Origin of the sequence: Kribbella sp. NBC_01484 (assembly GCF_036227145.1) — a bacterium.
In the GTDB taxonomy this organism is placed as follows: domain Bacteria; phylum Actinomycetota; class Actinomycetes; order Propionibacteriales; family Kribbellaceae; genus Kribbella.
On the sequence record NZ_CP109437.1, the window covers coordinates 1,125,587 to 1,148,898 of the forward strand.

The 23,312-nt window shown below is 64.6% G+C and carries 20 protein-coding genes and 1 pseudogene; 6 read left to right on the forward strand and 15 right to left on the reverse strand.

Annotation, left to right across the window (positions count from 1 at the left end; all coding sequences use genetic code 11):
• Positions 1–845 precede the first annotated feature (845 nt).
• From OG555_RS05505 to OG555_RS05515, 3 genes are all read left to right on the forward strand, one after another.
• The gene (locus OG555_RS05505; protein WP_329481591.1) at positions 846–1,937 is read left to right on the forward strand and encodes a response regulator; all 1,092 of its coding nucleotides are present in this window, start codon (positions 846–848) and stop codon (positions 1,935–1,937) included.
• Between the two features lie 543 nt (positions 1,938–2,480).
• The gene (locus OG555_RS05510) at positions 2,481–3,902 is read left to right on the forward strand and encodes an SIR2 family protein (protein ID WP_329481592.1); all 1,422 of its coding nucleotides are present in this window, start codon (positions 2,481–2,483) and stop codon (positions 3,900–3,902) included.
• Positions 3,895–4,926 (forward strand): YheC/YheD family protein, encoded by a 1,032-nt coding sequence (locus OG555_RS05515; protein ID WP_329481593.1) that lies wholly within the window; start codon positions 3,895–3,897, stop codon positions 4,924–4,926. The genes OG555_RS05510 and OG555_RS05515 overlap by 8 nt, the downstream gene beginning before the upstream one ends.
• Here OG555_RS05515 and OG555_RS05520 read toward each other — a convergent pair.
• From OG555_RS05520 to OG555_RS05545, 6 genes and pseudogenes are all read right to left on the reverse strand, one after another.
• Positions 4,923–5,996, reverse strand: a complete 1,074-nt coding sequence (locus OG555_RS05520) for an IS630 family transposase (protein ID WP_329481594.1) — start codon at positions 5,994–5,996, stop codon at positions 4,923–4,925. The two genes, OG555_RS05515 and OG555_RS05520, sit on opposite strands and share 4 nt — an antisense overlap.
• A gap of 50 nt (positions 5,997–6,046) precedes the next feature.
• Positions 6,047–6,379, reverse strand: coding sequence for a histone-like nucleoid-structuring protein Lsr2 (locus OG555_RS05525; RefSeq protein WP_329481595.1), 333 nt, complete (start codon positions 6,377–6,379; stop codon positions 6,047–6,049).
• Between the two features lie 795 nt (positions 6,380–7,174).
• Complete coding sequence (locus tag OG555_RS05530) at positions 7,175–7,543, reverse strand: hypothetical protein (RefSeq protein ID WP_329481596.1); 369 nt, start codon at positions 7,541–7,543, stop codon at positions 7,175–7,177.
• 231 nt (positions 7,544–7,774) lie between these two features.
• Positions 7,775–7,852: pseudogene (locus OG555_RS42730) on the reverse strand (zinc-ribbon domain-containing protein); the annotation flags it as partial.
• A 1,131-nt stretch (positions 7,853–8,983) separates the two neighbouring features.
• Positions 8,984–10,057, reverse strand: a complete 1,074-nt coding sequence (locus tag OG555_RS05540; RefSeq protein WP_329481597.1) for an IS630 family transposase — start codon at positions 10,055–10,057, stop codon at positions 8,984–8,986.
• Between the two features lie 74 nt (positions 10,058–10,131).
• On the reverse strand, positions 10,132–11,172 hold the full coding sequence (locus OG555_RS05545; protein WP_329481598.1) for an IS630 family transposase: 1,041 nt from the start codon (positions 11,170–11,172) through the stop codon (positions 10,132–10,134).
• A 220-nt stretch (positions 11,173–11,392) separates the two neighbouring features.
• On the opposite strand from OG555_RS05545, the gene OG555_RS05550 reads away from it, so the two are divergent.
• Positions 11,393–11,737: a hypothetical protein gene (locus OG555_RS05550; protein ID WP_329481599.1), complete on the forward strand. Its 345-nt coding sequence runs from the start codon at positions 11,393–11,395 to the stop codon at positions 11,735–11,737.
• Positions 11,738–12,024: 287 nt separating this feature from the next.
• Here OG555_RS05550 and OG555_RS05555 read toward each other — a convergent pair whose 3' ends face one another.
• From OG555_RS05555 to OG555_RS05585, 8 genes are all read right to left on the reverse strand, one after another.
• Positions 12,025–12,558, reverse strand: coding sequence for a hypothetical protein (locus tag OG555_RS05555; protein WP_329481600.1), 534 nt, complete (start codon positions 12,556–12,558; stop codon positions 12,025–12,027).
• 381 nt (positions 12,559–12,939) lie between these two features.
• Entirely contained in the window at positions 12,940–15,972 is a 3,033-nt protein-coding gene (locus OG555_RS05560; protein WP_329481601.1) for an ATP-binding protein, read from the reverse strand.
• Between the two features lie 927 nt (positions 15,973–16,899).
• Positions 16,900–17,244: a hypothetical protein gene (locus tag OG555_RS05565; protein ID WP_329481602.1), complete on the reverse strand. Its 345-nt coding sequence runs from the start codon at positions 17,242–17,244 to the stop codon at positions 16,900–16,902.
• Between the two features lie 429 nt (positions 17,245–17,673).
• The gene (locus OG555_RS42735; protein WP_442914514.1) at positions 17,674–18,000 is read right to left on the reverse strand and encodes a MarR family winged helix-turn-helix transcriptional regulator; all 327 of its coding nucleotides are present in this window, start codon (positions 17,998–18,000) and stop codon (positions 17,674–17,676) included.
• Between the two features lie 177 nt (positions 18,001–18,177).
• Positions 18,178–18,810 (reverse strand): LLM class flavin-dependent oxidoreductase, encoded by a 633-nt coding sequence (locus OG555_RS42740; RefSeq protein WP_442914515.1) that lies wholly within the window; start codon positions 18,808–18,810, stop codon positions 18,178–18,180.
• Positions 18,750–18,989 (reverse strand): hypothetical protein, encoded by a 240-nt coding sequence (locus OG555_RS05575; RefSeq protein WP_329481604.1) that lies wholly within the window; start codon positions 18,987–18,989, stop codon positions 18,750–18,752. Before OG555_RS05575 ends, OG555_RS42740 begins: the two co-directional genes overlap by 61 nt.
• Complete coding sequence (locus OG555_RS05580) at positions 18,986–19,894, reverse strand: SDR family oxidoreductase (protein WP_329481605.1); 909 nt, start codon at positions 19,892–19,894, stop codon at positions 18,986–18,988. Before OG555_RS05580 ends, OG555_RS05575 begins: the two co-directional genes overlap by 4 nt.
• Before the next feature lie 18 nt (positions 19,895–19,912).
• Positions 19,913–20,593: an NADPH-dependent F420 reductase gene (locus OG555_RS05585; protein WP_329481606.1), complete on the reverse strand. Its 681-nt coding sequence runs from the start codon at positions 20,591–20,593 to the stop codon at positions 19,913–19,915.
• Between the two features lie 185 nt (positions 20,594–20,778).
• Between OG555_RS05585 and OG555_RS05590 the strand changes: the two genes are divergently transcribed.
• The gene (locus OG555_RS05590; RefSeq protein WP_329481607.1) at positions 20,779–21,366 is read left to right on the forward strand and encodes a TetR/AcrR family transcriptional regulator; all 588 of its coding nucleotides are present in this window, start codon (positions 20,779–20,781) and stop codon (positions 21,364–21,366) included.
• Between the two features lie 208 nt (positions 21,367–21,574).
• Here OG555_RS05590 and OG555_RS05595 read toward each other — a convergent pair whose 3' ends face one another.
• Positions 21,575–22,012 (reverse strand): pyridoxamine 5'-phosphate oxidase family protein, encoded by a 438-nt coding sequence (locus OG555_RS05595; protein WP_329481608.1) that lies wholly within the window; start codon positions 22,010–22,012, stop codon positions 21,575–21,577.
• 154 nt (positions 22,013–22,166) lie between these two features.
• Here OG555_RS05595 and OG555_RS05600 point away from each other — a divergent pair, with 154 nt between their 5' ends.
• A complete protein-coding gene (locus OG555_RS05600; RefSeq protein WP_329481609.1) occupies positions 22,167–23,159 on the forward strand; it encodes a potassium channel family protein in 993 nt (330 codons plus the stop codon).
• The last annotated feature ends 153 nt before the right edge of the window (positions 23,160–23,312 follow it).

Below are 23,312 nucleotides of genomic sequence, written 5' to 3' on the forward strand. Positions count from 1 at the left end.
AGCATCGAGGAGCTGAACGAGTCCTTTAGGGGCGTCGGCGAGGAAGCCGGCGGCCTGATTCAGGGCACGTTCGCTCCAGGTGACCTCGTAGGTCACGCCCGGCTCATGCCGAGACGGCGCCTAACCTCGTCGTTTGGAACGGTGCGCAGCTGCCCGGTCGCCTTCTCGGCCAGGTCCTGGTCGTCCGCGCGTCACCCGCCACGACCAGCAGGCCCGCGTACAGCTCCAGTCAGCTCCAGCGGCAGCAGCCGGTGAGGATCCCCGGGGCTGGTCACGCCGAGCCACCGCATTGCCGACGTCGGTGCACCGCATCGCCAACGTCAGCGCACTGCATCGCCATCCGTCCCGCGGCATATGGGGCGGAGTTGCAGTTCATACGGGGTGGCTCAAGCGTGGTTCAGCTTGTGGATTAGAAGCAGCACGTCGTTCGTGGGATGGGTCTTCCGCCTCAGCGAGCGTGGTTGCTGGAGGCCGCGCCAGGCGATGGTTCTCGCGGAAGGTGACGGGCACGATCGGGCCGATGGGAAGTCCTGGGCTGGCCCCGAGGGCCTGGCCAACCGTTACACAAATGTCCCGCCCAATCTGTATCAGGTGCTCCGCTACACCGTTCTACTCATCACGTTCAACGAACGAGGAGGGAGCCAGGCGGTGTTACCGCCAAACTCCGCGGCACATCTTGGTCGAGAGGGCGAATCGGGTGAGCAGCGAGCGCTCGACACGCCGAATCCACTCTCTGCCGCAGAGGAGACAGTCATGGCACAGTCGGTAGCGGGGGTTAGGGATCTCTCTGAACGGGTCCGCTTTGCAGGACGTCGACTCGCCAGTTCATTGGGGGCGTGGGAGTGATGACGTATCCGCGATCAGCTAATGAATATGCCGCCGCCGAGAGTGCGGCGCTCAGCCGACATTGGTCCGCTAACGCGGTTTACGGCGGTTTCGGCGCAGCGCTGACTGCTGGTGGGTTGACTGCGATGTTCGTCTCCCTGGCAGCTGGGGTGGGCGTGGGCGATGGCGTGCGCTGGTTCTTATACGCGATCGCCGCGGCGGTAGTTGCGATAATCCTCGGTGTCATCTTCGGCGTGCCCCGGGAACGTACAGGATTCGTGCCCGGCTCCGGTGAGAGGTATACATCGAACTCCAATCTAGAGCAGATTTCAGATTGGTTGACGAAACTCCTCGTCGGTGCTGGCCTCGTCGAACTGACAAACTTGCCTGACGCAGCCGATTCGCTCGGCGCCTACCTCGGAGACGGGATGAAGATTCCCAACGCGGCGGCGTTCTCGCTCGCGGCCGTCTCCTTTGGAGGTGGCGTAGGATTCGTGTTTGGATATCTCTGGACCCGTCTGCGAATGCGCCTCTACCTTGAAGCCTCCGACCGGTTGGCTGCGGAGCAATCAAAGGCCCGGGGAATTGTCGAGAACCTCCGCAGGCAAAACGCGGCCCATGCGGAGACCGAAGCTGGGCGTGACCTGGACCGGGCAGCGCAAAGCGCCGTCGAGGCGCGCAAGGCCATAGGCCGAGGAAGCATTGCCCCGATTCTATGGGTTGACGACACGCCACAGAACAACTCCGCGCTGATCGCCGCAATGCGATCCCTCGACATCGAAGTAACGCTGGCCCGCTCGACCGGCGAGGCGCTCGAGTTGTTTGACGCTCGGAGCTTCGGGCTGATCATCACCGACCTTGGGCGTGCGGAAGGTGGCACCTACAACCCGAGCGCTGGCGTGGACCTCATCCGAGCGGTGCGGGCCAAGGATGCGATGGTGCCGATCTTCGTCTTTGGCACGCACCGCGCCGTTGGCATGCAGGAGGACCTACTTCGTGAGGGCGCCAATCTCGTGACCACCCGAGCCAGCGTGCTCCTGGAGGAGGCAACCCGGGCAGTAACCACACCACGGACCAAACCCCTGACCGTGACAGCGCCAGCTCCGAAATGACTCCCCCAGCGTGCCATGAAGCCAGAATCACAGAGACGCGATTCCCGCGGCCGGCGCCAAGTCACCGAGCGGTGAGTGGGAGTGTGTGATGCCGGTGGGTGCAGTGCCCAGGATGGGGTGCCAGTCCGCATTCTGCGGCAATGCCAAGGTTACTCGCCACGGACTGGGCCAGGTGTTTGCTCGGCATGCGCCCCGCGCCCCGAGGCTAGCACGGCCGTCGTCAAGAGCCAACTTGTCCAATCCCGCGCCTCCACCAGCTGTGCTCTCACCCACATGAGCTCGCCTGACGCGGGTGTCGCGATGCGCTATGCGAAATCGAAATTCTTGGGACCGTGATAGCGCGGGAGCACGTCGCCAACTGTAACGTCCGACGCTCAGGATCGATTAACGACTGTAAGAAGGTGTCGGATAATGGATGGGCGGCGCCGACTGACGACGGCGCAATAAGGGGCGGGTCGACTTATGGATAACCACGGAGCTGCAAGTTTGCCTCGCTCCTTCGCCAAGAGGTTTCTTGCTCCAATGCTGCGAGGGGAACTGCTCGTGTTCCTCGGAGCGGGAGCGTCTGCAACTACAGCTGATGCACCTACAGGCGCTCAACTTGCGGACCGGTTGGCTAGCGAACTCGACCCGAGCGAAGCCGAAGGCTGCTCGACATTAGGCGACATGGCCGGACGACTCGAGGCCAAGATAGGAAGATATGAACTAATTCAATTAGTAGGCCAAGCCTTCGAGTCAGCGCCAGCCACCACACCAGAGTTCCACATCGCGCTTTCTCGTTTACCCGTGAAGACCTTCGTGACCACCAACTATGATCTATTCATGGAAAGAGCACTGAGTGACGCCGGGGTGAATTTCCAGCGACTGTGCTCACCAACCGATATTTCACATATATCGTCCGACAAGACGGTGCTTTTGAAGCTCCACGGATCACTGGACGTTGAAGAGGCGCTCGCGCCATTGATAGTGACGACTCACGACTTCTACGAACACTTCGTAGCTGGCGGCTCGGTTGCACAGGATCTACTTAAAGCGTGGCTACTGAGCAAGACCAGCATCTTTATCGGCTTCGGGCTCCGGGATCCGAATTTCCTGCATCTCTTTTACTATGTACGCTCACTGATTTCGAGCGCGAATCTAAACTTCCAGGACCGCATGTTCGCGATCCAGCAGAATCCGAATCCGCTTGATGTGCAGTCATGGTCCCGGCGAGGCATATCAGTGATCAATTGCGACGCAGCCGAATTCGTGGACAGTCTATCTGAACTCCTCCTTGCGAAGCATATCGAGATTCATGGCGAGGAACGTCGCATCGTCATTAGACCCGAGTGTCCGCTGACAAGAGTGCCGATGGATCTCATACGTGAACTGCCTGGAAAGTTCGGTCACCATCATCGTTTCATCGTTCTTTCGCCGAGCCTCAAGAGACAATTCCCAGAAGCCCCGGAACGGACGTGGATCAGGCTTGTGACTGAACATCACTCCGAATACGTCCAAATCAGATATGACTCGCGTGTACCCTACGGAGTGGCTATGCCGAAGCAATTGCGGACCCTGCTCGACATCCCGTGGGACAACTCGGATATACCCCATCGCATTGAGGGTCGAGTAGCTCGGGATCATTTATGGAACAGATTCATCGTCTCCTCGGATGCTTACATCGGTCGACCCTCAATGAGTGAAGTGGATGACTACTATGACGGTGAAGGATCTCAGCAACTACCGATGCTCCAGCTGCGACCATACGAGTTTGCTAGACTGGGACTTGAGCAAGGGGATGTCGTCGAGGTGACATATGCCGACCTGTCCGTGAAGTGTGCGGTGCGAACAAAGATAGACGACTCTATAAACTCCGTTTTCATATCCAGCGCATCATTAGCGCTGCTTGGATTGGCTGACGTTAATCGTTCTCGAAACAAGCGCGCGGGTGATGTCATAATTAGGCGGATTGTCGACAATGAATAAGAAGCTCGATCTTCTCGTGCTGTCCAATGTGGCGCCAGGTGCGCGCCCGTTCGGTGCCCAAGGATACTTCTTTCGCGAGCTTGGTGCATTGGCGGAGCAGCAGGGACTGTCTGTTGGAGTGGCCGACGTCTTGTCCGGTGAGAACATCAGCGATATGCAGCTATACGACGTCCAAGGGACACCCCTCGGGCGGAACGATTCCGTTGGCGCGTACTACGACCGGCTTGCCGCCGGTTGGGACCGCGCAAGTTCTAAACCGACTAGGGTCGCTCTGGAGGATGAGGAGCGCGTCTTCAATCCCCTGCATGCCCTCGATCTTATGGGCGACAAATTGGCGACGTACGAACGCCTCACTGCCGTTAAATTGCCCTCCCCGCTAACTGTTTCCGTCGAGCAGGTGCTCGCTAGCTCCTCGACGCTAGATTTGCTGCCAGATGCGCTGGTCCTCAAGCCACGCAGCGGCAGCCAGGGATCGGGGGTGAAGTTTGTCAATCGATCAGGGCATAGCCTCGCGTGGGATGACGGTGGGAAAATCACGAATAGCGACCTCACCGGCAAACTATCTAACTACCTACTGCAAGAGGATGTCGGTCACCCGGAGATACTTGAAGTACGAACCCTGGTTCAACGTCGAGGTCGTACACTAACGGCGATTGGTTCCTATGCCAAAGTATCAAAGGAGGGCGCTCTCGGAAATATCAGCCTTGGCGCTCAGGCACGCTCGATTCAGGAAATTCCCGAATTCCCAGTCCAGATCCCTATTGACCTGATCGAAACTAACGCGGTGGCGGCGTGCCTTGCGATAGACGAATGCACGACCGGTGAGCTCTTCGAGGCGGGGGTCGATCAGGCTGTCACCCGCGAAGGTGCGTCATGGATCCTCGAAGTGAATGGCCGGCCGGCACGCTTTGGCTTCGAATTGATTGCACGGCACGCGTCTAGCTTCTTGGAGCGAAAGAGGTACGCGGCCATTCGCAGGGCGTCGGTCCAAAGCATCCTTGATTATGCGCTGGATCGGAACTAGTGGACCGTTTCTGAAGTCTGTGGACGGTTCGCTTTCTTGAGGATCTGGTCTGGTGTCTTGGTCCAGACGAAGGGGTGGCAGCGGTCGTTCCAGCCGGCGATGAAGGCCCGGATCTTGGCGTTGAGGTCTTTGACGGAGCCGAAGGTGCCGCGGTGGATGGCCTGTTTCTCGATGATCGAGAACCACACCTCGACCAGGTTCAGCCAGGAGCCCGACGTCGGGGTGAAGTGCACCTGGATCCTGGGGTTGGCCTCGAGCCAGCGACAGATCTCGACGCGCTTGTGCGCGGCGTAGTTGTCCATCACGAGGTGGAGTTCGTCGTGGGGGTAGGCCTTGGCGACCTGTTTGAGGAAGGCCAGGAACTCCTGGTGGCGGTGCCGGGGCTTGACCGCGGCGGTCACCGTGCCGGTGGCGATCTCCAGGGCCGCGAACAGTGTGGTGGTGCCGTGCCGGACGTAGTCATGGGTGCGCCGCTCGGCCAGCCCGGGCTGCATCGGCAGCGTCGGCTGGGTCCGGTCGAGCGCCTGGATCTGGGACTTCTCGTCCACACACAAAACGATCGCGTTCTCCGGCGGCGCCAGGTACAGGCCGACCACGTCGGTGACCTTGGCGACCAGCTCCGGGTCGGTGGAGAACTTGAACGTCTCACTGCGCCACGGCTGAACTCCGTAGTCCCGCCACGCCCTGGCCACCGTCGCATTGCCCACGCCCAGATGCGCAGCCAGCAACCGACTCGACCAGTGCGTCACGCCCAGCTTCTTCGGCGGCGACTTCAACGTCTCGGCCACGATCGCCCGATGATCCACCTCACGCGGCCGGCCCGCACGAGGCTCGTCGTCCAACCCGGCCAGACCCGACGAGCAGTACCGATCCCGCCAGGTGATCACCGTCTGCCGGGTCACACCGACCTTGTCCGCGATCGCGGTGTTGGACGTTCCCTCCGAGGCCAGCAAGACGATCCTCGCCCGTTGAGCCAAGCCCGCCCGCACACTCGAGCTCCGGGTCAACGAGACCAACCGCTCCCGATCACCATCTCGCAACGCCAACGCAGTAGCCGCACGGTTCGCCATACCTCATTCTGACCTCCACCCAACCGTCTAACAACTAATGGCACGCCCCACTAGTTAGCGGCCTCGAAGGCCTCCCGAATCTTGGCCGGCACCCGCCCGCGGTCATTGACCTCGTACCCGTTCGCCCGAGCCCACTCCTTGACTGTGCGAGCATCCGCAGCGATTTTGCTTCGGGTGACTTGCCGGCCGCGCCCGCTCCTGATCGGGCGGCCTGCATCGACGTAGGGCCGGAGTGCGGCGCGCAACACTGCCGCGTGCCTGGTGCGGAGGTCGATCTCATACGACGTGCCGTCGAGCGCGAAGTGCACCGTTTCACCCTTGCCGGTAGGGATCTTGCTGCCGTCGAGGTCATCCGTCAGCAGGATCTCGACTCTTTGGACCATGGGTCGCCTCCTGGCGGTAGATGCAGGTGTAGACAGCATCGCTCACCACAGCCACACCGAAGCGGCTTACCCGCCGGGAGAGGCCCCGGAGGCGACTACTTGGCTCTGCCAAAGACCTCGAGAGCGGGTGCGGGCGGTGAACGCCGCGGGCTCGCTCCTGCGCCTCGCGGCGATGGCACGCCTTGACCCGGGAGAGTCCGATTGGGAAGCTCGCATGGCTGGGCGGCGGGAGGCGCTGCATCGGCCGTGGGATCAATCGTGGTGCGAAATCGAGTCGGACACAGTCAGCTGGTGGGGGCAGAAGGTCTTCAAACTGGGGGCTCTGACGCCTAGAGAGGCTGGTTACTAGGGCATCATTGCCCCTTTTAATCCGCTCGCACGCTCCAACGCATCTGAGTCAGCCCGACGTCTGGCCTGCGCCGGAGTCCCGCGCAGCAAGAAGACCTGGGACAAGCGGCACGCTCTTGCCGAGCGCGAGTCGAGCCGGAAGGCCCGTCGTCGGTAATCTTCTCGGGGTCCAACGGCGAGCGTGCGGTCAGCCGCCGGCTGAAGGGCCGCCCGGACTGATTCAGCGGCGCGGATGGCTGCCACGCTCGACCCGCGCAACAGCGTCCACACCAGCGCAGTATCACCGACGGTTCGCACCACGAAGAGCGCCACACAACGACAGCTGTAGTCCGTACGAGTCGGCATGCACCAAGCCAGCCTGTGTCGAGGCATCGCCCCGCGACGCTGGGACGAACCCCAATCGTTGGAGATGGTCCACCACCGCCGTGCTGACTGGGTCGGTTGCCATCACGGCCAGTCTCGTCCAAGGAACACGCTCATCACGAACGTGATCCCAAGGAACACGAAGAAGGCGAAGAAGGCGATAGCAATCACACTGCACGCCACTACCTGCAGAACTGGGTGAGAATTGGAGTGAATTTTGGCGCCGGTCGTGAGGTTGTCCAGTTCATGGATCCGGAGCGTCCCCTGCGACCACCGCCCATTCACCCGAACCTCATCGCCGTTGCTAACGGTGCCGGAGAACGACGTTCCTCGCATCTCGACTGGCACAGGCGCAAGCCGGTCTCCGCTCGGATCGTAGCGCTCGATCCGAAAACTCCAGACTCTCTCCGCATTATTGGTGACCATCGCATCGTCGCGCTGCAGTTCCCTCACAACACCAGTGAAACCGGCACCATCACTTTGCGCCGGTCCTCTCCAGCCAGCTGGAGTCGCGGTTGTTGTCGCCGGCGGAGGGTCAATTGGAGGAGAAGGCACTGGCGCAGGGGGCACTACCGCACCAGATGGTGGTTCCTCATATGATCCTGGCCAAGCTAATGGCACCATACAAGACGAGCATGCTACCGCCCCAACAGACGCGGGTTCACCACAAGCAGGACAAGGCCGAGTCAACGCAGCTCCGCACCGTTCGCAGTAGGCTGCGCCTGCTCGGTTCACATAACCGCAAGATTGGCAGTGCACCACAACGCCTCTCGCCTGGAGACCGATGCGAGGCGACCGAGTAGCCCGGCATCCGGCAACCTAAGCCGCTTCCGCTTCGCGTGCGCGACCCTCCTTCCCAGTAGATCACGGCGCTTGGCGAGTGGATACGGCGCGGATCAGATCTTCAAATTGTGCAGGTCAAGGCATGAGAGCTTCAGACTTGTTGAGCGCTTGGTTGCTGGCAGACCTCGACCTATGAGGGTCACAATGAGATATAGGTTGCTATCCCAGTCGTCCTCGACCCGCGTTCCGTCGCAGAGCTTTGGTCGGCGTGAGCCAGTTCAACAAAATCATTCGCTTGTACAAGTGACCGAATCCCATGAAGTAGGAGAGGTGGAAGGCCCTCAGCGCAACGCGGCCCTGCCCGGCTCGCTTCTCTTCTACAATCACCACCGAGCCCACTTGTTCATCGGCGGCACGCCCCCAGCCAGCCGACCGACCGACGTCGTTGAACATCAGATCTAGCCGCTGAGTTGCGCAGCCTCTCTGCCGGGACGTTTCGAACACCTGGATCGGCTGCACCCATTGTCTGGCTTCAGCTACGGCGACCGTGGCGGTCGTCTTCACGCCGCTCGCGGCGATGAGTGGCTCGCCAGCAGTCCCCCAGTTATCTCGACGCAGTGCGCCGCCAAGATCCGGACAGGTTGGAACCGGGCGACATTCTCATTGCGAGAAGGTACGCCAACGCCTCATCCAGCCTCTAGCAGCAGCTTTGCCCTCATCCTGTTTGCACCACGTGCACATGCCTCGCATGGGTCGACACCACTTCGCACCAGGACCAGCAGCACGACCGCGAGCCAGGCCAACGCCGGCTCAGTGGCCTCCTGGCTCTCGCGTGTTGCGTATATCGCCACCGTCGCGAGCGGCGCAGCTGTTACCCCGGCGGCTACAGCAGCATCTGCTGGTTACATTGCTCTTCCTTCATGGCAGCCACGACTCCGCTGGTCGAGCGCTAGGAGCACGTTCTTGCGGCGCACCTGTGACTCGCCCTAGTTCAACACCTCGGAGACGACGACGAGAGTGCTGCCGCGCGGATCACGCTCATAGCTGATTGGATCCGCGTCCGGCTAGGGTGTCGAGTCTGTATGTGTCGCGCCAGACAGATGGCAGGTCCTAGTGTCGCGTAAACGATGTTCTTTGACCGGGTTTGCAGTGGTCGAGTAGGTCGTCTGCGGTTTTGGTCCAGACGAAGGGTTGGCAGCGGTCGTTCCAGCCGTCGATGAAGGTCCGGATGGCATCGACCAGGTCGCGGACTGAGGTGAAGGTGCCGCGCCGGATGGCCTGGCGGGTGATGATGCCGAAGAAGATCTCGACCATGTTGAGCCAGGAGCCGCTGGTCGGGGTGAAGTGCAGCTGGATCCGCGGGTTCTTCGCCAGCCACGCGCGGACCTTGGGGTGCTTGTGGCTGCCGTAGTTGTCGACCACGATGTGCAGCTTCTTGCGTGGGTAGGCCTTCGCGACCTGCTTGAGGAACCGCAGGAACTCCTGGTGGCGGTGCCTGGGCATGCACGCGTCGACGACTCTGCCGGTGGCGATCTCGAGCGCGGCGAACAGTGTGGTGGTGCCGTTGCGGCGGTAGTCGTGGCTGCGCTTCTCGGGTAGCCCCGGGCGCAGCGGCAGGATCGGCGCGGTCCGGTCCAATGCCTGGATCTGGGATTTCTCGTCGATAGACAACACGATCGCGTTGTCGGGCGGGCTCAGGTACAGACCAACGACATCGCGGACCTTGGCCTCCAATTCGGGGTCGGTGGAGAACTTGAACGTCTCGACCCGCCACGGCTGTAGGCCCCACCTCTTCCAGATCTTGCCGACCCACACATGCGAGACCCCGCCGAGGTGGTCGGCCAGCAGCCGCGACGACCAGTGCGTCACGCCGAGGCGTTCCGGCGGCGGCTCCAACGTCGCCAGCACCACCGCGACCTCGTCGACCGTGGCCGGCCGGCCCGGCTTCGGCCGGTCGTCCAGCCCACCCAGCCCCTCGGCCGCGTAACGCTTCTTCCACCCGATCACCGTCGGCTTGGACACCCCCACCCGCGCCACGATGTCCTTCACCGCCACCCCGTCGGCCGCCAGCAACACGATCCGCGCCCGCTGCGCCAGACCCGCCCGCATCGACGACGAACGCGTCCACGACTCCAACACCCTGCGATCCTCGACCGGAACATCCACGGTCACAGTCAACGCCATAACCGATGATCCCACGAGGTAAAGCTATTTCGTTACCGCGACACTAGTGGGTGCGCCCGTTAGTTCGTCGGTGGTTACGCGGCAAGGGGTAGTGGCGTATGGGGGTTGTGGTTGCCGAGGCGTGTGAGTAGGTCGTTGAGGTCGGTGCGGGTGAAGGTCCAGTCGAAGGGGTTGGCGGTGCGGTTGTAGTGGTCCTGGAAGGCCACCAGCCGTTGTTCCACGGCGTCGAGGTCGGTGAAGTTGTCGGGGGTAAGTGCTTTGCGTTGGACGACGGAGAAGTAGATCTCGACCTGGTTCAGCCAGGACGCGTGCACGGGCAGGTGGACCATGTGCGCGTTGGGGTAGGCGTCGTTGAGTCGTTGCGCCGCGGCCCAGTTGCGGTGGGAGGCACCGTTGTCGACGACCCAGAACACCCGCCGGGCGCTGGCATAGGGTTCGCTGGACATGACCTGGTCCACCAGTCGGGTGAACGGGACGATGCCGGTGGTGGGCTCGCACCGGCCGATGACGTGGGCGCGGTGCACGTCGTAGGCGGCGAAATAGGCCAGCGTGCCGTTGCGGGTGTACTCGGCTTCGACCCGCATCGGGCGGTGTGCGGCCGGCTCCAGGCTGGGATGTTTGCGGTGTCGGGCCTGGACGCCGGGTTTCTCGTCCGCACTCAACACGAAATCGTCCTTGCCGAGCGGCTCGCCGTCGAAGGTACGGGCGTAGAGGTCGAGCACCCTGGTGGCTTTGGACGCGAAATACGGGTCGCGGGGAAAGATCCAGGATCGGTGCTGCCAGGGCTTGATCGCGTCGGCGGCCAGCCACCGGCGCACCGTCGAGACCGAGATCTGCTCGACCACACCGCGGGTCACTACCTCACGCGCCAACTCGGGGCAGCTCCACCGGGTCATCGGCATCCCCGCCGTAGTAGGGAGTTCGCAGGCCAAGGCCTTGACCCCGGCAACCACCTCGGCGGTGAACTTGCGCGGCCGCCCGCTTCGCGGCAGATCGAGCAATCCTTCGATCCCGCTGAGGCAGAATCGCCTGCGCCACTTGCCGGCGGTGTCGGCATCGATCGCGAAGCGGCGCCCGATGGCGGCGTTGGATGCACCGTCGGCAGCGGCCAGCACAATCCGGGCTCGTAGTACTTGCCGATGCTCAGCGCAGGCTCTGCGCGTGATCGCTTCCAGTTCCGACCGCTGCGTAACGGTCAAGCACACGACATACCGACTGCGCATCGACACCGCGAATTCCCTTGTCCCCTTGCCCACTGCGAACAAGGAACTGTGCCCGACGATCTCGGCACGGTCGCGCAGACTCACCGCGTGTGGCCGTGGCAGGCTGACAGCCATGGCCACACCGCCGGACTCGACCAAGACCTCACTGCGACAACGGCTGCACACCCACGCAGCCGAACGTTGGCCCCAACTGGCCGGTCTGCACATCCGCCATCACGGAGCATTCGCCTACGTCGACGGCGAACTGCCCGACGGCACCACGATGCCACTACTCCGGCTCCGCTACGGCGGCTCCGCCACCACCTGGGGATTCGCCATCTACCAAGCCAGCAACAACACCTACCAGGACTCCATCCTGCCCAGCGGCCTCCCTGCCGGCACCCCAGCCGAGGCCCTCGATTGTGCCTGCGGCCTCTACCTCAACGACCCCACCGCCTGGCAACCACCGACGAACTAACGGGCGCACCCACTAGCGATACGAGCAGTGACTAACCATCCGTTCCGCATCCTTCTCTGATTGACCTCACATGTCAGCCCGCCACCTCCTCGGTTACATCGTCAACAGGTCGGGTCTCGTCTGTCAGTTGGGCGCTCGCTACGCGGTTGTCGGCGTGGGCTCGGTAGGCGGCCCCGGCGACGATGGTTCCGCGGGTGGGACGGGCGGCGGCTCCACATCGGGAGGCGGCGGTAGTGGGTCCGTCGGCGACGATTCGCTCGGCGGCTCAGGAGATGTCGGCGAGTCCGCTAGTTCGGGATCGGGTGCAGGGCCGGGTTCGGGGCCGGGTTCGGGGCCGGGTTCGGGGCCGGGTTCGGGGCCGGGTTCGGGGCCGGGTTCGGGGCCGGGTTCGGGGCCGGGTTCGGGGCCGGGTTCGGGGCCGGGTTCGGGGCCGGGTTCGGGGCCGGGTTCGGGGCCGGGTTCGGGGCCGGGTTCGGGGCCGGGTTCGGGGCCGGGTTCGGGGCCGGGTTCGGGGCCGGGTTCGGGGCCGGGTTCGGGGCCGGGTTCGGGGCCGGGTTCGGGGCCGGGTTCGGGATCGGGTGCAGGGCCGGGTTCGGGATCGGGTGCAGGGCCGGGTTCGGGATCGGGTGCAGGGCCGGGTTCGGGATCGGGTGCAGGGCCGGGTTCGGGGCCGGGTTCGGGATCGGGTGCAGGGCCGGGTTCGGGGCCGGGTTCGGGATCGGGTGCAGGGCCGGGTTCGGGGCCGGGATCGGGGCCGGGTTCGGGGCCGGGGTATGGGTTCGGGTCCACTGGGGGCGGCGGATGGAGCGGCGGAGGGTCAACCGGCGGGTTGCGGGGAAGTGGGGGCGTCGGCTCAGGTTCGGGGTCGGGACCGGGGTATGGGTTCGGGTCCACTGGGGGCGGCGGATGGAGCGGCGGAGGGTCAACCGGCGGGTTGCGGGGAAGTGGGGGCGTCGGCTCAGGTTCGGGGTCGGGACCGGGGTATGGGTTCGGGTCCACTGGGGGCGGCGGATGGAGCGGCGGAGGGTCAACCGGCGGGTTGCGGGGAAGTGGGGGCGTCGGCTCAGGTTCGGGGTCGGGACCGGGGTATGGGTTCGGGTCCACTGGGGGCGGCGGATGGAGCGGCGGAGGGTCAACCGGCGGGTTGCGGGGAAGTGGGGGCGTCGGCTCGGGATCCCTCAGCTCAGCGTCGCCGGCGGCGTTCACGTCGCCGAACTCCTGTCGGCCTCGTCAAGCACGCGATCGATTACCCAGCGCGCAGTACTGGGCACTTTGCGTTCGTCGGTCGCTGCCATCTGCTGTGCGAAACAAAGTGCAGCGCGACGGGCAGCGCCAGTCACTGACTCACGCTCAGCGGCGGACATACCCGCATGTGGAATCTCGACGAGCTCGTACGCGGTGCTCCATGCGGTGCGCCAGGTATTCTTCCGGCCGTGTTCCCCTGCCGCCTGTTCGTCGGCCGCCTCAGCCTGCCGCCAAGGTGCTTCGTACCGCCTAGACCGAACTAAGTCGTCCGCAGCCGATCGATAGAGGCACAGTTGAGCGTGGTCGCAGACCCGATCGCACGCTGGGTAGGGCGCGAAGGCGCGTCGGTGCATCTCCCGCATCTGTCGCTGGAAGCTCTCACGCGCTGGACTACCACCGCTGATGCCGGCGACCTTTTCGACCATCAATTCGCGCAGCGCGGCCGCTAGAGCCTCCGTCGACCGATAGGACCATCCACCTTGCGCTCCACGGCGCGCGGAATACCAGTCTGCTGCGTGACCAGCGAACGCCCGGAGCAGTACTTCCTCGTCAACGCGTGCCGGTCGCCGCGCCCGAAGTACCCATACCACCTCGGGCCACAAGCGGTCGGCCGCATCGGCGTGCTCGGCTGTTGAGAGCGCAAGTCTCGCCACGGCACCCTGCACGAGCTCGTCCTCTAGCAACCGGCGCGCCATCTTGCACGCCCAGTCCGCGTCGGCGCAGGTTTGGACGCAGAATGGCCGGGCGCGATAAAGCCCTTCAAGGTCACGCCCCAACCTCCACTGCGTCATCGCCTGAGCAATCCTGCCGTCATCCGGCCCCACTGCACCGTTCTTGACCCGCGGGACCGCGACGAGCACTGGCGCGTCGTCGCCTTCACTAAACGCTGCTGCGCGCCCGGACGCAAGAGTGCTGACATAGCGCGATTGCACGTCCGTCATCGCCATCGTGCCGCCGAGGACTGCGCGGTCGTCGGACGCCACGATCCTGTGCGCAATCTTAAGGTTCGTATTCTTTATCACGTCAGGCGCTAGCCGCATCGGCACTTGGTCGGCGATAAGGACACCCTGCCCGTACGCTCGGATCTCCGACAGCAGGTTTGTAAATGTGTCTACTGCCTGCCCGCGCGGATCGCCACCATACTCAGAGTCGCGCGTGACGTTGGTGAGCAGTCGGTGCGCCTCTTCGATGACGAGCAAGTGCGCCAACTCGACTGTTTGGCCCGCAGCACGTCGGTATTCGGCGAGGCGGATCAGCAGGAGTCCTATCAGGAAGGCCTTGTCATCGTCGTCGCCGACACCTTCGAGTTCGATTATCGTCGGGGCGTCGAGTAATTCTCGCATTGGGATCGACGCCAGGACGTCAAGCATCGCTCCTTTCCCGCCGCTACGGAGGGAGTCGAGCCGTGTCAGCAGCGCTGCACGAATGTCGTCGGTAACCCGCTGCTCGTAGCCCAAGCTCGGTACAACCTCCTTGACCTTCTGGCTAAGGTCCGTAAGCGTCGGGAATGCGCTCCAAATGGCTGCCTCTTCGCCCAGACGATGGTTGAGGTTGGTGCCAAGGTCCCAGCCGCGATCGAGATATATCTCGTTCAGGCAGCGCTCGAGGACGTGAGGTAAGGGTCCCCACATCGCGAAGCTCGCGCCGAATACGGCGCGGAGCAAGTCCAGGTGCGTGGCGACCTCGGCTCCCGGTGGGACCTCGAACGGGTTCAGGCGGAACGGAGCGACACGTTCTTTTCCTGGCGTGAACACGCGTACGCGGCGACCGATCGTGGGATGGTCAAGCAGCGTCCTGTATTCGGTCTTCGCTGGTTCGATTACAAGAAACGGCGTGCCATGGGCGGCCACCTCGGTCAGCAAGTGAAGGATCGTGTTCGTCTTACCGGAGCCGGTTACGCCAGCGACGAAGGCGTGACGCGTAAGGCTCCGCAGGGTCACCCCATAGGTGATGGCGGTCGGCTGTTCCCGATGGATGACGCTGCCCACTGCCACCGACGCAAGCCGCTCGACTGGAGGCGGAACAACGTCGAAGGAAGGCGCGATGCGGATGGCGAAACCTGGAAGCTCAGACCGCGGCAACTGGACCAATCCCGATAGTTCGCGCGAGGACAGAACTGTCTGGCAAGCATATGGGTGATGGAATTCGTCCGGGGCGGTACTGTCAGTGGCGGCGGATGGCATCGCCCAACGAGATGCCAGATCGACCGCTTCGCTGCCGTCAAACACGCGCACCGGCTCTGGCAGTGACCTCGATCCCGAGTGGATGGCGCGCCAGGCGCTCGCAAGGCACGGATAGCTCACCTCGTCGCCGAGGAGATAAACCGCGGTCCGCCACCCGCCCACCGACTGGCTCCTCGTAACAATGTCTAAGCCGGCGCGCAGCAGTTCGTCGTAATGGCGCGCAAGCGGGCTGGGAGCTCCCGCCGACTGTTCGAATGCTGCGACTCCCCGCATCTCGTTGATGAGCCGATTTGCGAGCGTAGCCAGGGACTTCTCGCGCAAGGGCTCTGCGAGGATGACGAGGCCCCATCGCATCCCAGTGAGGGCGCGTACGAGTCTGTCAATCGCGATCGTTCCGTCGAGCAGGTCGGGCGGGTCGACTGTTGGCACGCCGAGCGCCAGACCACCCATCGGCCAGCGGATCGGCATGTGCTCCATAGGGCTTGTGTCGATCGAGGGGTAGACACCCCGGATTGCGGCGGTGAGAACACGCATGCGGTAGTCGAGCGTCGCCGGACCGGTGGACTCGGCCTGCTCTGTCCACGTGCCCAACGAGAGCGCGACACCGACAGGTCCGCCTACGACAACGAACGCGACCGGCGCGCCAGAACCGGCCAGCGCGACGAGCATCTGCTCCGTTGGGATTTCAGCCTGGGTGTCGTCATGCGTGATACCCGGTCGGCTGGGGTAGGAGATTCCGTCCACACGGACGAGGCGCCGCAGCGCCAGAGGAACGATGGTGGTCGGCCCACTCACAGCATCTGCCATCGGAGCAGCGCCGAGTCGCTGAATGTGTTCGATAGATGCCGAGGACACCGACCGGCCTGCGTGCGGGTAGTTCATCGCACGACCGACGCGTTAGCCGGATCGTGGAGGGGAAACCCAACGGGGACCACCAGAGCACCGTAAGGCTCTCCGCCGGGCGGGATCATTGGCAGCGTCATCGGATTTCGCCTCCGCACGGCCGACTGCAACGGGACCGGTTCGTGTAGTAGCGTAGGCTGCACTTCTGCGCAATCACAGATGTCACGGGAGACTGTCTTTCTGCGGTTCGTCACTCGTCATCCACCGCCCGTCTCTGATCGCCGCTGGTGCAGACTGCCATCCATCAACTGCTGCAGCCGTTAGGTCACTGCGTTGCTCCCGACGAGACGCTCGCGGCACCGACCGAGACCTAGTCCCTCGATGCTGGGCAATCGGCATGTTCCCACTGAGGTACGCGGCGGCCACCGGCCAGCCGAGGCGCCGCGAAAGTCGCAGAGTGCTCGTGACACGGTTCGTGACGCGAACTGGCGTCAACCAGCGCTGGCAAAGGTGGTCATCGAGGGCTCAACCGAGACTGCGGACGCCTAAAGAGGGCAAGTGGGACCGGATCATGCAAGCCTTTTAATCCGCAGGTGGTGGGTTCCGGTTGGCCAGGTTTGGTGTGAGTCGCGCCTGCTGGCGTCCACATCCGGCTGGTCACTGTGATGCCGGCGGCCACATGTTGAACACCAGAGCTCCGCTAGAGGACCTGGCCCCCACTGACCAGACCCTGGAGTCAATCTGGGCGACGTCCGGTGCTCCGGAGCCACCTCCGCACCCGCTGGACGCCGATCACGTCTCGACCTCGGGTCGTTCCTCCGACAGTCCAGCTTTAGCGCCGTCTCATTGTCCTCCTTCGTGATAGGTCACGAACCACCGATCAGCGCCGGCCTAAGCGGTGGAAACGCGCAGACTGCCTTCGCGGTAGCTGCGCTGCGGCTTCCTTGAGAGTGTCGATAGCATCACGTCTGAGTTTTCGCGGAGCATCTTCATCACTCGCGACCCTTCTGACCAACCCGAAGGCGATCCGCCTTCGGTCAGGCTCAGCTGGCTCACCTGCTGACCGGTCAGGCCGACGTACAGCAGTGCAGCCCCGATCAGCACCAGACCCACCAAGCTGGCGAGTTGGCGAGGGCGGCCGGGAAGGGGATCTAGCCCGCCCAGCTCCCCACGGGCCGCCGACACAGCGCCGCTGGCCTCTCTGTCGTCCGAAGCTGGGGCCTCGTCAGGTTCCATGTTTCATCATCAAGCATTGGCATCGGCGGGGGCCACCGACGCCCCGGCGCGGTCGGGCTGACATTGTATGTCGTCGCGGGGCGTGCCTTGTCGGTCTGGGTGTAACCGGCCTCGATTCGGTTCGCGGCGAGCTTGGACCAAGACGCCGGGATCGGGCAGTTCAGCGTGGGAACGCCGTGGGAACAAAGAGGCGGCGATCCGAGTGAACTGGAGTCGAGAACTGCCGAACTGATGCTGGCTGGCGACGCCTGGAGGGGCCTATGTCGGTGGGGTGCGTCGGTTTCCTAAACCGTGCGTCGCAGGTTCGAATCCTGCCGGGGGCACTCATCGTCCGGGGCCGGGCACGTTGTGGTCCGGCGATGGTCACGGCGTCAGCTCACGCTGAGACGGGCGGACAGTTGGGCGCAACAGTGACGACATATCGCGCCGCTACCTCGGTTGCTGGAACGGGGCCGGCAGCCGCTCGAGCGCTTCGCAGGCGGTTGCGAGGTCTCGGTGGCACAGCTCTGCGGTTCTGACGAGCTCCAGGCGGTGTCGGTCGGACTCGCACCAGAGTTGGTGAAGGACTGCTCGACCGGCGTCGGTGAGTGAGATGAGTTCGGTGCGGGCGTGGTCAGGGTTCGGAAGCTTCTGTACGTGCGCCTGGGCAACGAGGTCGTCGACAACCCGATGGACAGCCTGACGCGGAAGGCCGAGGCGCCGAGCGATCGCGGCGACAGCCAGGTCGCCATCACTGATCGCGGACATCAAACGCATCACGATGCGAGGCGGACGCGGGACACGTCCAGACCGAGGACAGGGATCGGGACATCGCCGCGGAGCGTCAGGGTCGCTTCCGGTCCGGTCGGGTCGGTCACAGCACGTCGTTCAGTGGGCCGACGACGTGCTCGCCGAGACCGTTCACGAAGGCAACGGGATCGCCGGTGAACGGCATCACGTGAACCTCGTCGACGCCGACTTCGGCGTACGGCCGGAGTGCCTCGGCGAACGCCGTACCGCCGGCGGCTGTGACCTCCAGCGGACCGGTCCACAGGATCGACTTGCGGATGGAGTCGAAGTCGGTGCCCAGCCGCGCGCAGTGCGCTCGGAGGACCTTGAGCTTCGCGCCGACCTCGTCGGGCCCGGCGCCCGGGCCACCGGCGAACAGGTTGCAGGGTCGGCGTACTGCGCGACCAGCCGCAGGGTCTTCTTCTCCCCACCCCCGCCGACCATGATCGGGGGACGGGGTACGCGCAGCGGCTGGGGCGAGTTGATGGTCTCGGCGAGCCGGTAGTGCAGGCCGTGATAGGGGCCGTCGTCCTCGCTCCACATCTGGTGCACGATCTGCAGCGTCTCCTCGAGCCGTTCGAACCGTTCCCTGAGCGGCGGGAACGGCACGCCGAGAGCGGCGTGCTCACGCTCGTACCACGCTGCGCCGATCCCGAGCATGGCGCGGCCGCCTGACAGCACGTCCAGGGTCGAGACGATCTTGGCGAGCAGACCCGGATACCGGTAGGTGACGCCGGTTACAAGTAGTTGTAGCTCGACGGTGTTGGTGTGGGCGGCCAGGAAGCCGGGGTCGTGCAGCCCTCCATCATCGGCCGCCCGGCGCCGCCGGCCATGTCCAGCTGCAGGTAGTGGTCCATCACCGGCAGGTTGTCGACGCCCGCGTCCTCGGCGGCTCGTCCGACCCGTGCCAGCGTCGGGCCGATCGCCGCGGCCCCGCCGTCGACGTCGAAGCTGACCACATGTACGCCGAGCTTCATCCGCGCTCGCCTCTTCCGTCCAGCTGTTGTGGCCAGGTGCCGCCGGGGCCGACGAGGTCAGCGCTGACGTGCCACAACTGGGCCGCGGCCTGCGCGTCGTACGACGCCTTGCTGGATCGCTTGGGTCTGCGGTTGGCGAAGTACCGGCCGGTGACGCCCTCCGCCTCCGGCGATGACGCCAGGTAGACGGAGGTGGCCGCCCCCTGCTCCGGGGTCTTCATGAACAAGCGCGCCAGCGGCAACAGCACTCTGTACAACGGCGACGGATCTTCGGCACCGAACGACGTCCGCACCACGCCGGGGTGCAGCACGGTCGCGGTAACCCCGGTGCCCTCCAGCCGGCGGGCCAGCTCGTAGGTGAACATGACGTTGGCCAGCTTCGAGGCGTTGTACGCACGCTGGCCCGAGTACCGGCGCTCGCTCTGCAGGTCGTCGAAGTCGATCCGGCCCATCGCCTGGGCGCCGGACGAGACCGTGACCACCCGCGCGGGTGCGCTGGCCTGGAGCCGTTGCAACAGCAGGTTGGTCAGCAGGAACGGCGCCAGATGGTTCAGCGCGAAGGTGTGCTCCAGCCCGTCGGGCGTGACGTGCCGGTTGGCCCAGATCTTGCCGACGTTGTTGATCAGCACGTCCAGTCTCGGGTACGACGCGAGGACCTCGGCCGCCAGCCGGCGTACCTCGGCCTGGGCCGACAGGTCCGCGACGAACACATCTACGGCGGGGTTGCCGGTCTGGTCAGTGATCTGTGCCGCGGCCGCCTCGGCCCGGCCGCGGTCCCGGCCGGTGATCCCGACTCGGGCGCCCAGAGCGGCGAGGCCGGCGGCTGTGGCCTCGCCGATACCGCCGGTGCCGCCCGTCACCAGTACCGTCTTGCCGGCCATCGGCCGGGATGCCTGGTCAGCCATCGCCGTCTCCGGAGCGATTCAGCGGACGATCTTGAAGTTGAACATCGGCGTACCCAGCGCGCCCCACAGACGCAGCCAGATCGGCAGGATCATCTCGGTGCCGCGGGCCGTGGTGATGTCGCCCAGGTCGATCACGTCGGTGTGACCGAAGGACTCCAGCAGCACAGTGACAGTCTTCTTGGCATCGGGGTCGTTGCCGGAGACGAAGGCCGAGAAGTCAGCATCGGCGAGCTGCCGCGGATCGACCATCAGGTAGGCGTTCATGGTGTTGAGCGCCTTGACCACCCTGGCGTCGGGGAAGGTGCGCTGGATCTGCTCACCGAGGGAGTCGGTGTCTTTGACGAACAGGGTCGGCGGCATGCCGGCCGAGTGGTCGAGCGGGTTCGCGATGTCGAGAATGATCTTTCCGGCCAGGCCGGCGGCGTCGGCGGCCTCCAGTACGGCGATCGACGCGGATCCCGTGGTGGCGTTCACGACGAGCTCGGCTGGTGCCGCGGCGTCGGCGAAGGTGGCCAGCGTGACCGCGGTGTGCTCGGCCGCCCACTCCGGGAACGGCGAGTTGCCCATCGCGTCTGTATCGGTGCGCGCCATCGTGGCGGCCACGTCACGGGTGCCGACGGTGACCTCGTGACCCAGCTCGGTCAGCCGTGCCGCGAAGGTGCGGCCGACCATCCCGGTGCCCAGAACTGCGATTCTCATGATTGGTGCTCCCTGCGTATCGATCGTTGCAGCGAAAGCTAACAGACAGACCTGTCTACCCGCAAGCCGCGACCAGATCTCCCTATATGATGGCCATTGAGATCGGTCGATCTATGGAAGCGGAGTCATTAGGAGACAGATCTGTCTATACTATGGGCTCAGGATCACGTCGAAAGGTGCACCACATGAGCGGGGCCATGAACACGAAGCCGGCGCGCGAGCGCATCCTGGACACCGCGTTCCGGCTGTTCTACGCGCACGGTCCTCGCGGCGTCGGGGTAGACACAGTGATCGCCGAGTCCGGCGTGGCGAAGGCCACCCTGTACAAGCACTTCCCGCGCAAGGACGACCTCGTGCTGGCCTACCTCGACAAGGTCGACCAGGCCTGGTTCGGCCAGCTTCGCGCCGCGGCCCGGACCGCTGGCGAGGACCCGCGCGACCAGCTGGTCGGGATGTTCGACGGCCTGAGCTCGGCCTGCCTGCGCGAGGGCTACCACGGCTGCGCATTCATCAACGCAGCGGCAGAGTCCGAGGCCGGCACCGACGTGCACGGGCGCACCGTCGAGCACAAGAACGTCGTCCGCGCCTGGGTCACTGACCTGGCCCGCCGAGCCGGTGCCGCCGACCCCGACCTCCTCGCCCGGCAGCTGACCCTGCTGATCGACGGCGGGCTCTCGGGCGGCGTCCTCGACGCCGACCCCGCCACCCCGGACGCCGGGAAGGCCGCCGCCCGGGTTCTTGTCGACACCGCCTGCCCACCCGAAACAGCGTAGGACCGACACTCTGCGGCGCTTGACGAGCAGCCTGCCCCACAGTTCGGCGGGAACGGCTCTGCAATGACAACCGCACCACCGACAGCAGGGAGTGGGCGGGCCGAAACACCAGCCGTTGGCACGGAAACGCGTTCGCGCCTCGGCGCCGGCAGCTGCTCGCGGAAGCGGGCTCACGGAACATCGGTTCTTGCCGCCGACTGATTGTGGGCTATTGCTGGAGGACGCGGCGGCCGGTCAGACGGATCGGTGTGATCCGCACGAACTGGGTGCGCAGGCCGACCGCCCATGGCTTGGGCCCCTGTTCTCCCCATAGCTCCACGAGGGTGTCCTGGTCGTCGACGAGCTCTGCGTCACCGACGGCCACGACGCTCCACCCGCGCTGCAGGAACTCGTCGATGTCGTCGATCTCGAAGGCGACCCGGCTGTGGCGCATCGCGTTGGCCAGCGCGCTGTCGGCTGCTGTCCGAAAGAAGATGCTGCGCCGGTGGACGACGTAGTTGACGGGCAGCACCTGAACACCTTCCGGGCCGTTGAATCCCACCCGTCCCACGGACTTGGCGGCTAGGAGCTCTCGGCACTCCTCGGGCGGCAGGTGCTGGAAGAGCGCCGGCTCGAACCATCGGTTGCTGCTGTCGTCCCTGCTCATCTCTCAGATATACCGCGATCCTCCTGTCGGCGGACCGGCCGTAGGTCCCCGAAACGGTCGAAACGCAGTCCCCTTTAGTGGCGGCCGGTCTCGGTCCCTGCTTGCAGCCGAAGAGACCGAGGCTGGACGCCGGCACGAAGGGATAATCCGACTCGTGGGGACATTTCGCCGGATCCGCCTCGCGCTCCTGGCCCTTGGGGTCGTGGTCGGCGCTGGCACGCTCGGGTACGTCATCCTCGGGTTCGGCGTCCTCGATGCGTTGTACCAGACAGTCACCACCGTAACGACCGTTGGTTTCCGCGAGGTACATCCGTTCAACGCCGCCGGCAAGCTGTTCACGATTGTGCTCATCCTGGCGGGAGTCGGAACCGCGCTGTACACGTTGGGCGTCCTGCTCGAGGCCCTGATCGAAGGACACCTGCAGCAGCACCTGGAAAGGCGTCGAATGGACCGTGACATCAGCCGAATGACCGACCACTTCATAATCTGCGGGTGGGGCCGCGTCGGACGCGCGAGCGCACACTACCTCGCCGCCACTGGACAGCAAATCGTCGTCATCGATCGCAACCCTGACCGACTGGAAGGGCTTGAGCACGCGACTGTGCTCGGCGACGTCACAGATGACGACGTTCTCGCAGCCGCCGGTATCGCCCGCGCCCGCGCGCTCATCGCTGCAGTCGACACCGACGCCGACAACGTTTACGTCACGCTGTCCAGCCGCGCCATGCGGCCTGAGTTGGTCATCATCGCTCGTGCCCGCACCGAGGCCTCCAAGGCTAAGCTCGTCCGCGCGGGCGCCAATCGGGCCGTCAACCCGCAACTGATCGGCGGTCGGCGAATGGCGGCCTTTGCACAGCAGCCGCACGTCGCAGAATTCCTCGACGTGGTCATGCACGATGAGGCCCTCGATTTCCGGATCGAGGAGGTTGAGATTCCCTCCGCGTCGCGGCTAGCCGGCCGCTCTTTACGCGACGCAGCCCTGTTGGAGACCACTGGAGCCCTACTGCTCGCCGTCCGGCCCAGCAGCACCGGCATGTTCCTGCCCAACCCGACTCCCGATACTCGGCTCGAGCCCCAGACCATCCTGATCGTGTTCGGTACCCCCACCCAGATCGACGCGCTGCGCCTCCACTGCGGTGCAGCGTGAATCCGTCGCGCAAGGCCAACAGTCACCCGCCCTGTCCACACGAGGCTTAGCTTCGGGCAGGTCCAGGACGCGACCCGGGAATGAAAGGCACGGGGCATGGGACTGGTTAGGAACAAGTACTCTGCGCCAGTACGTCACAGAACAGCAGGCCCA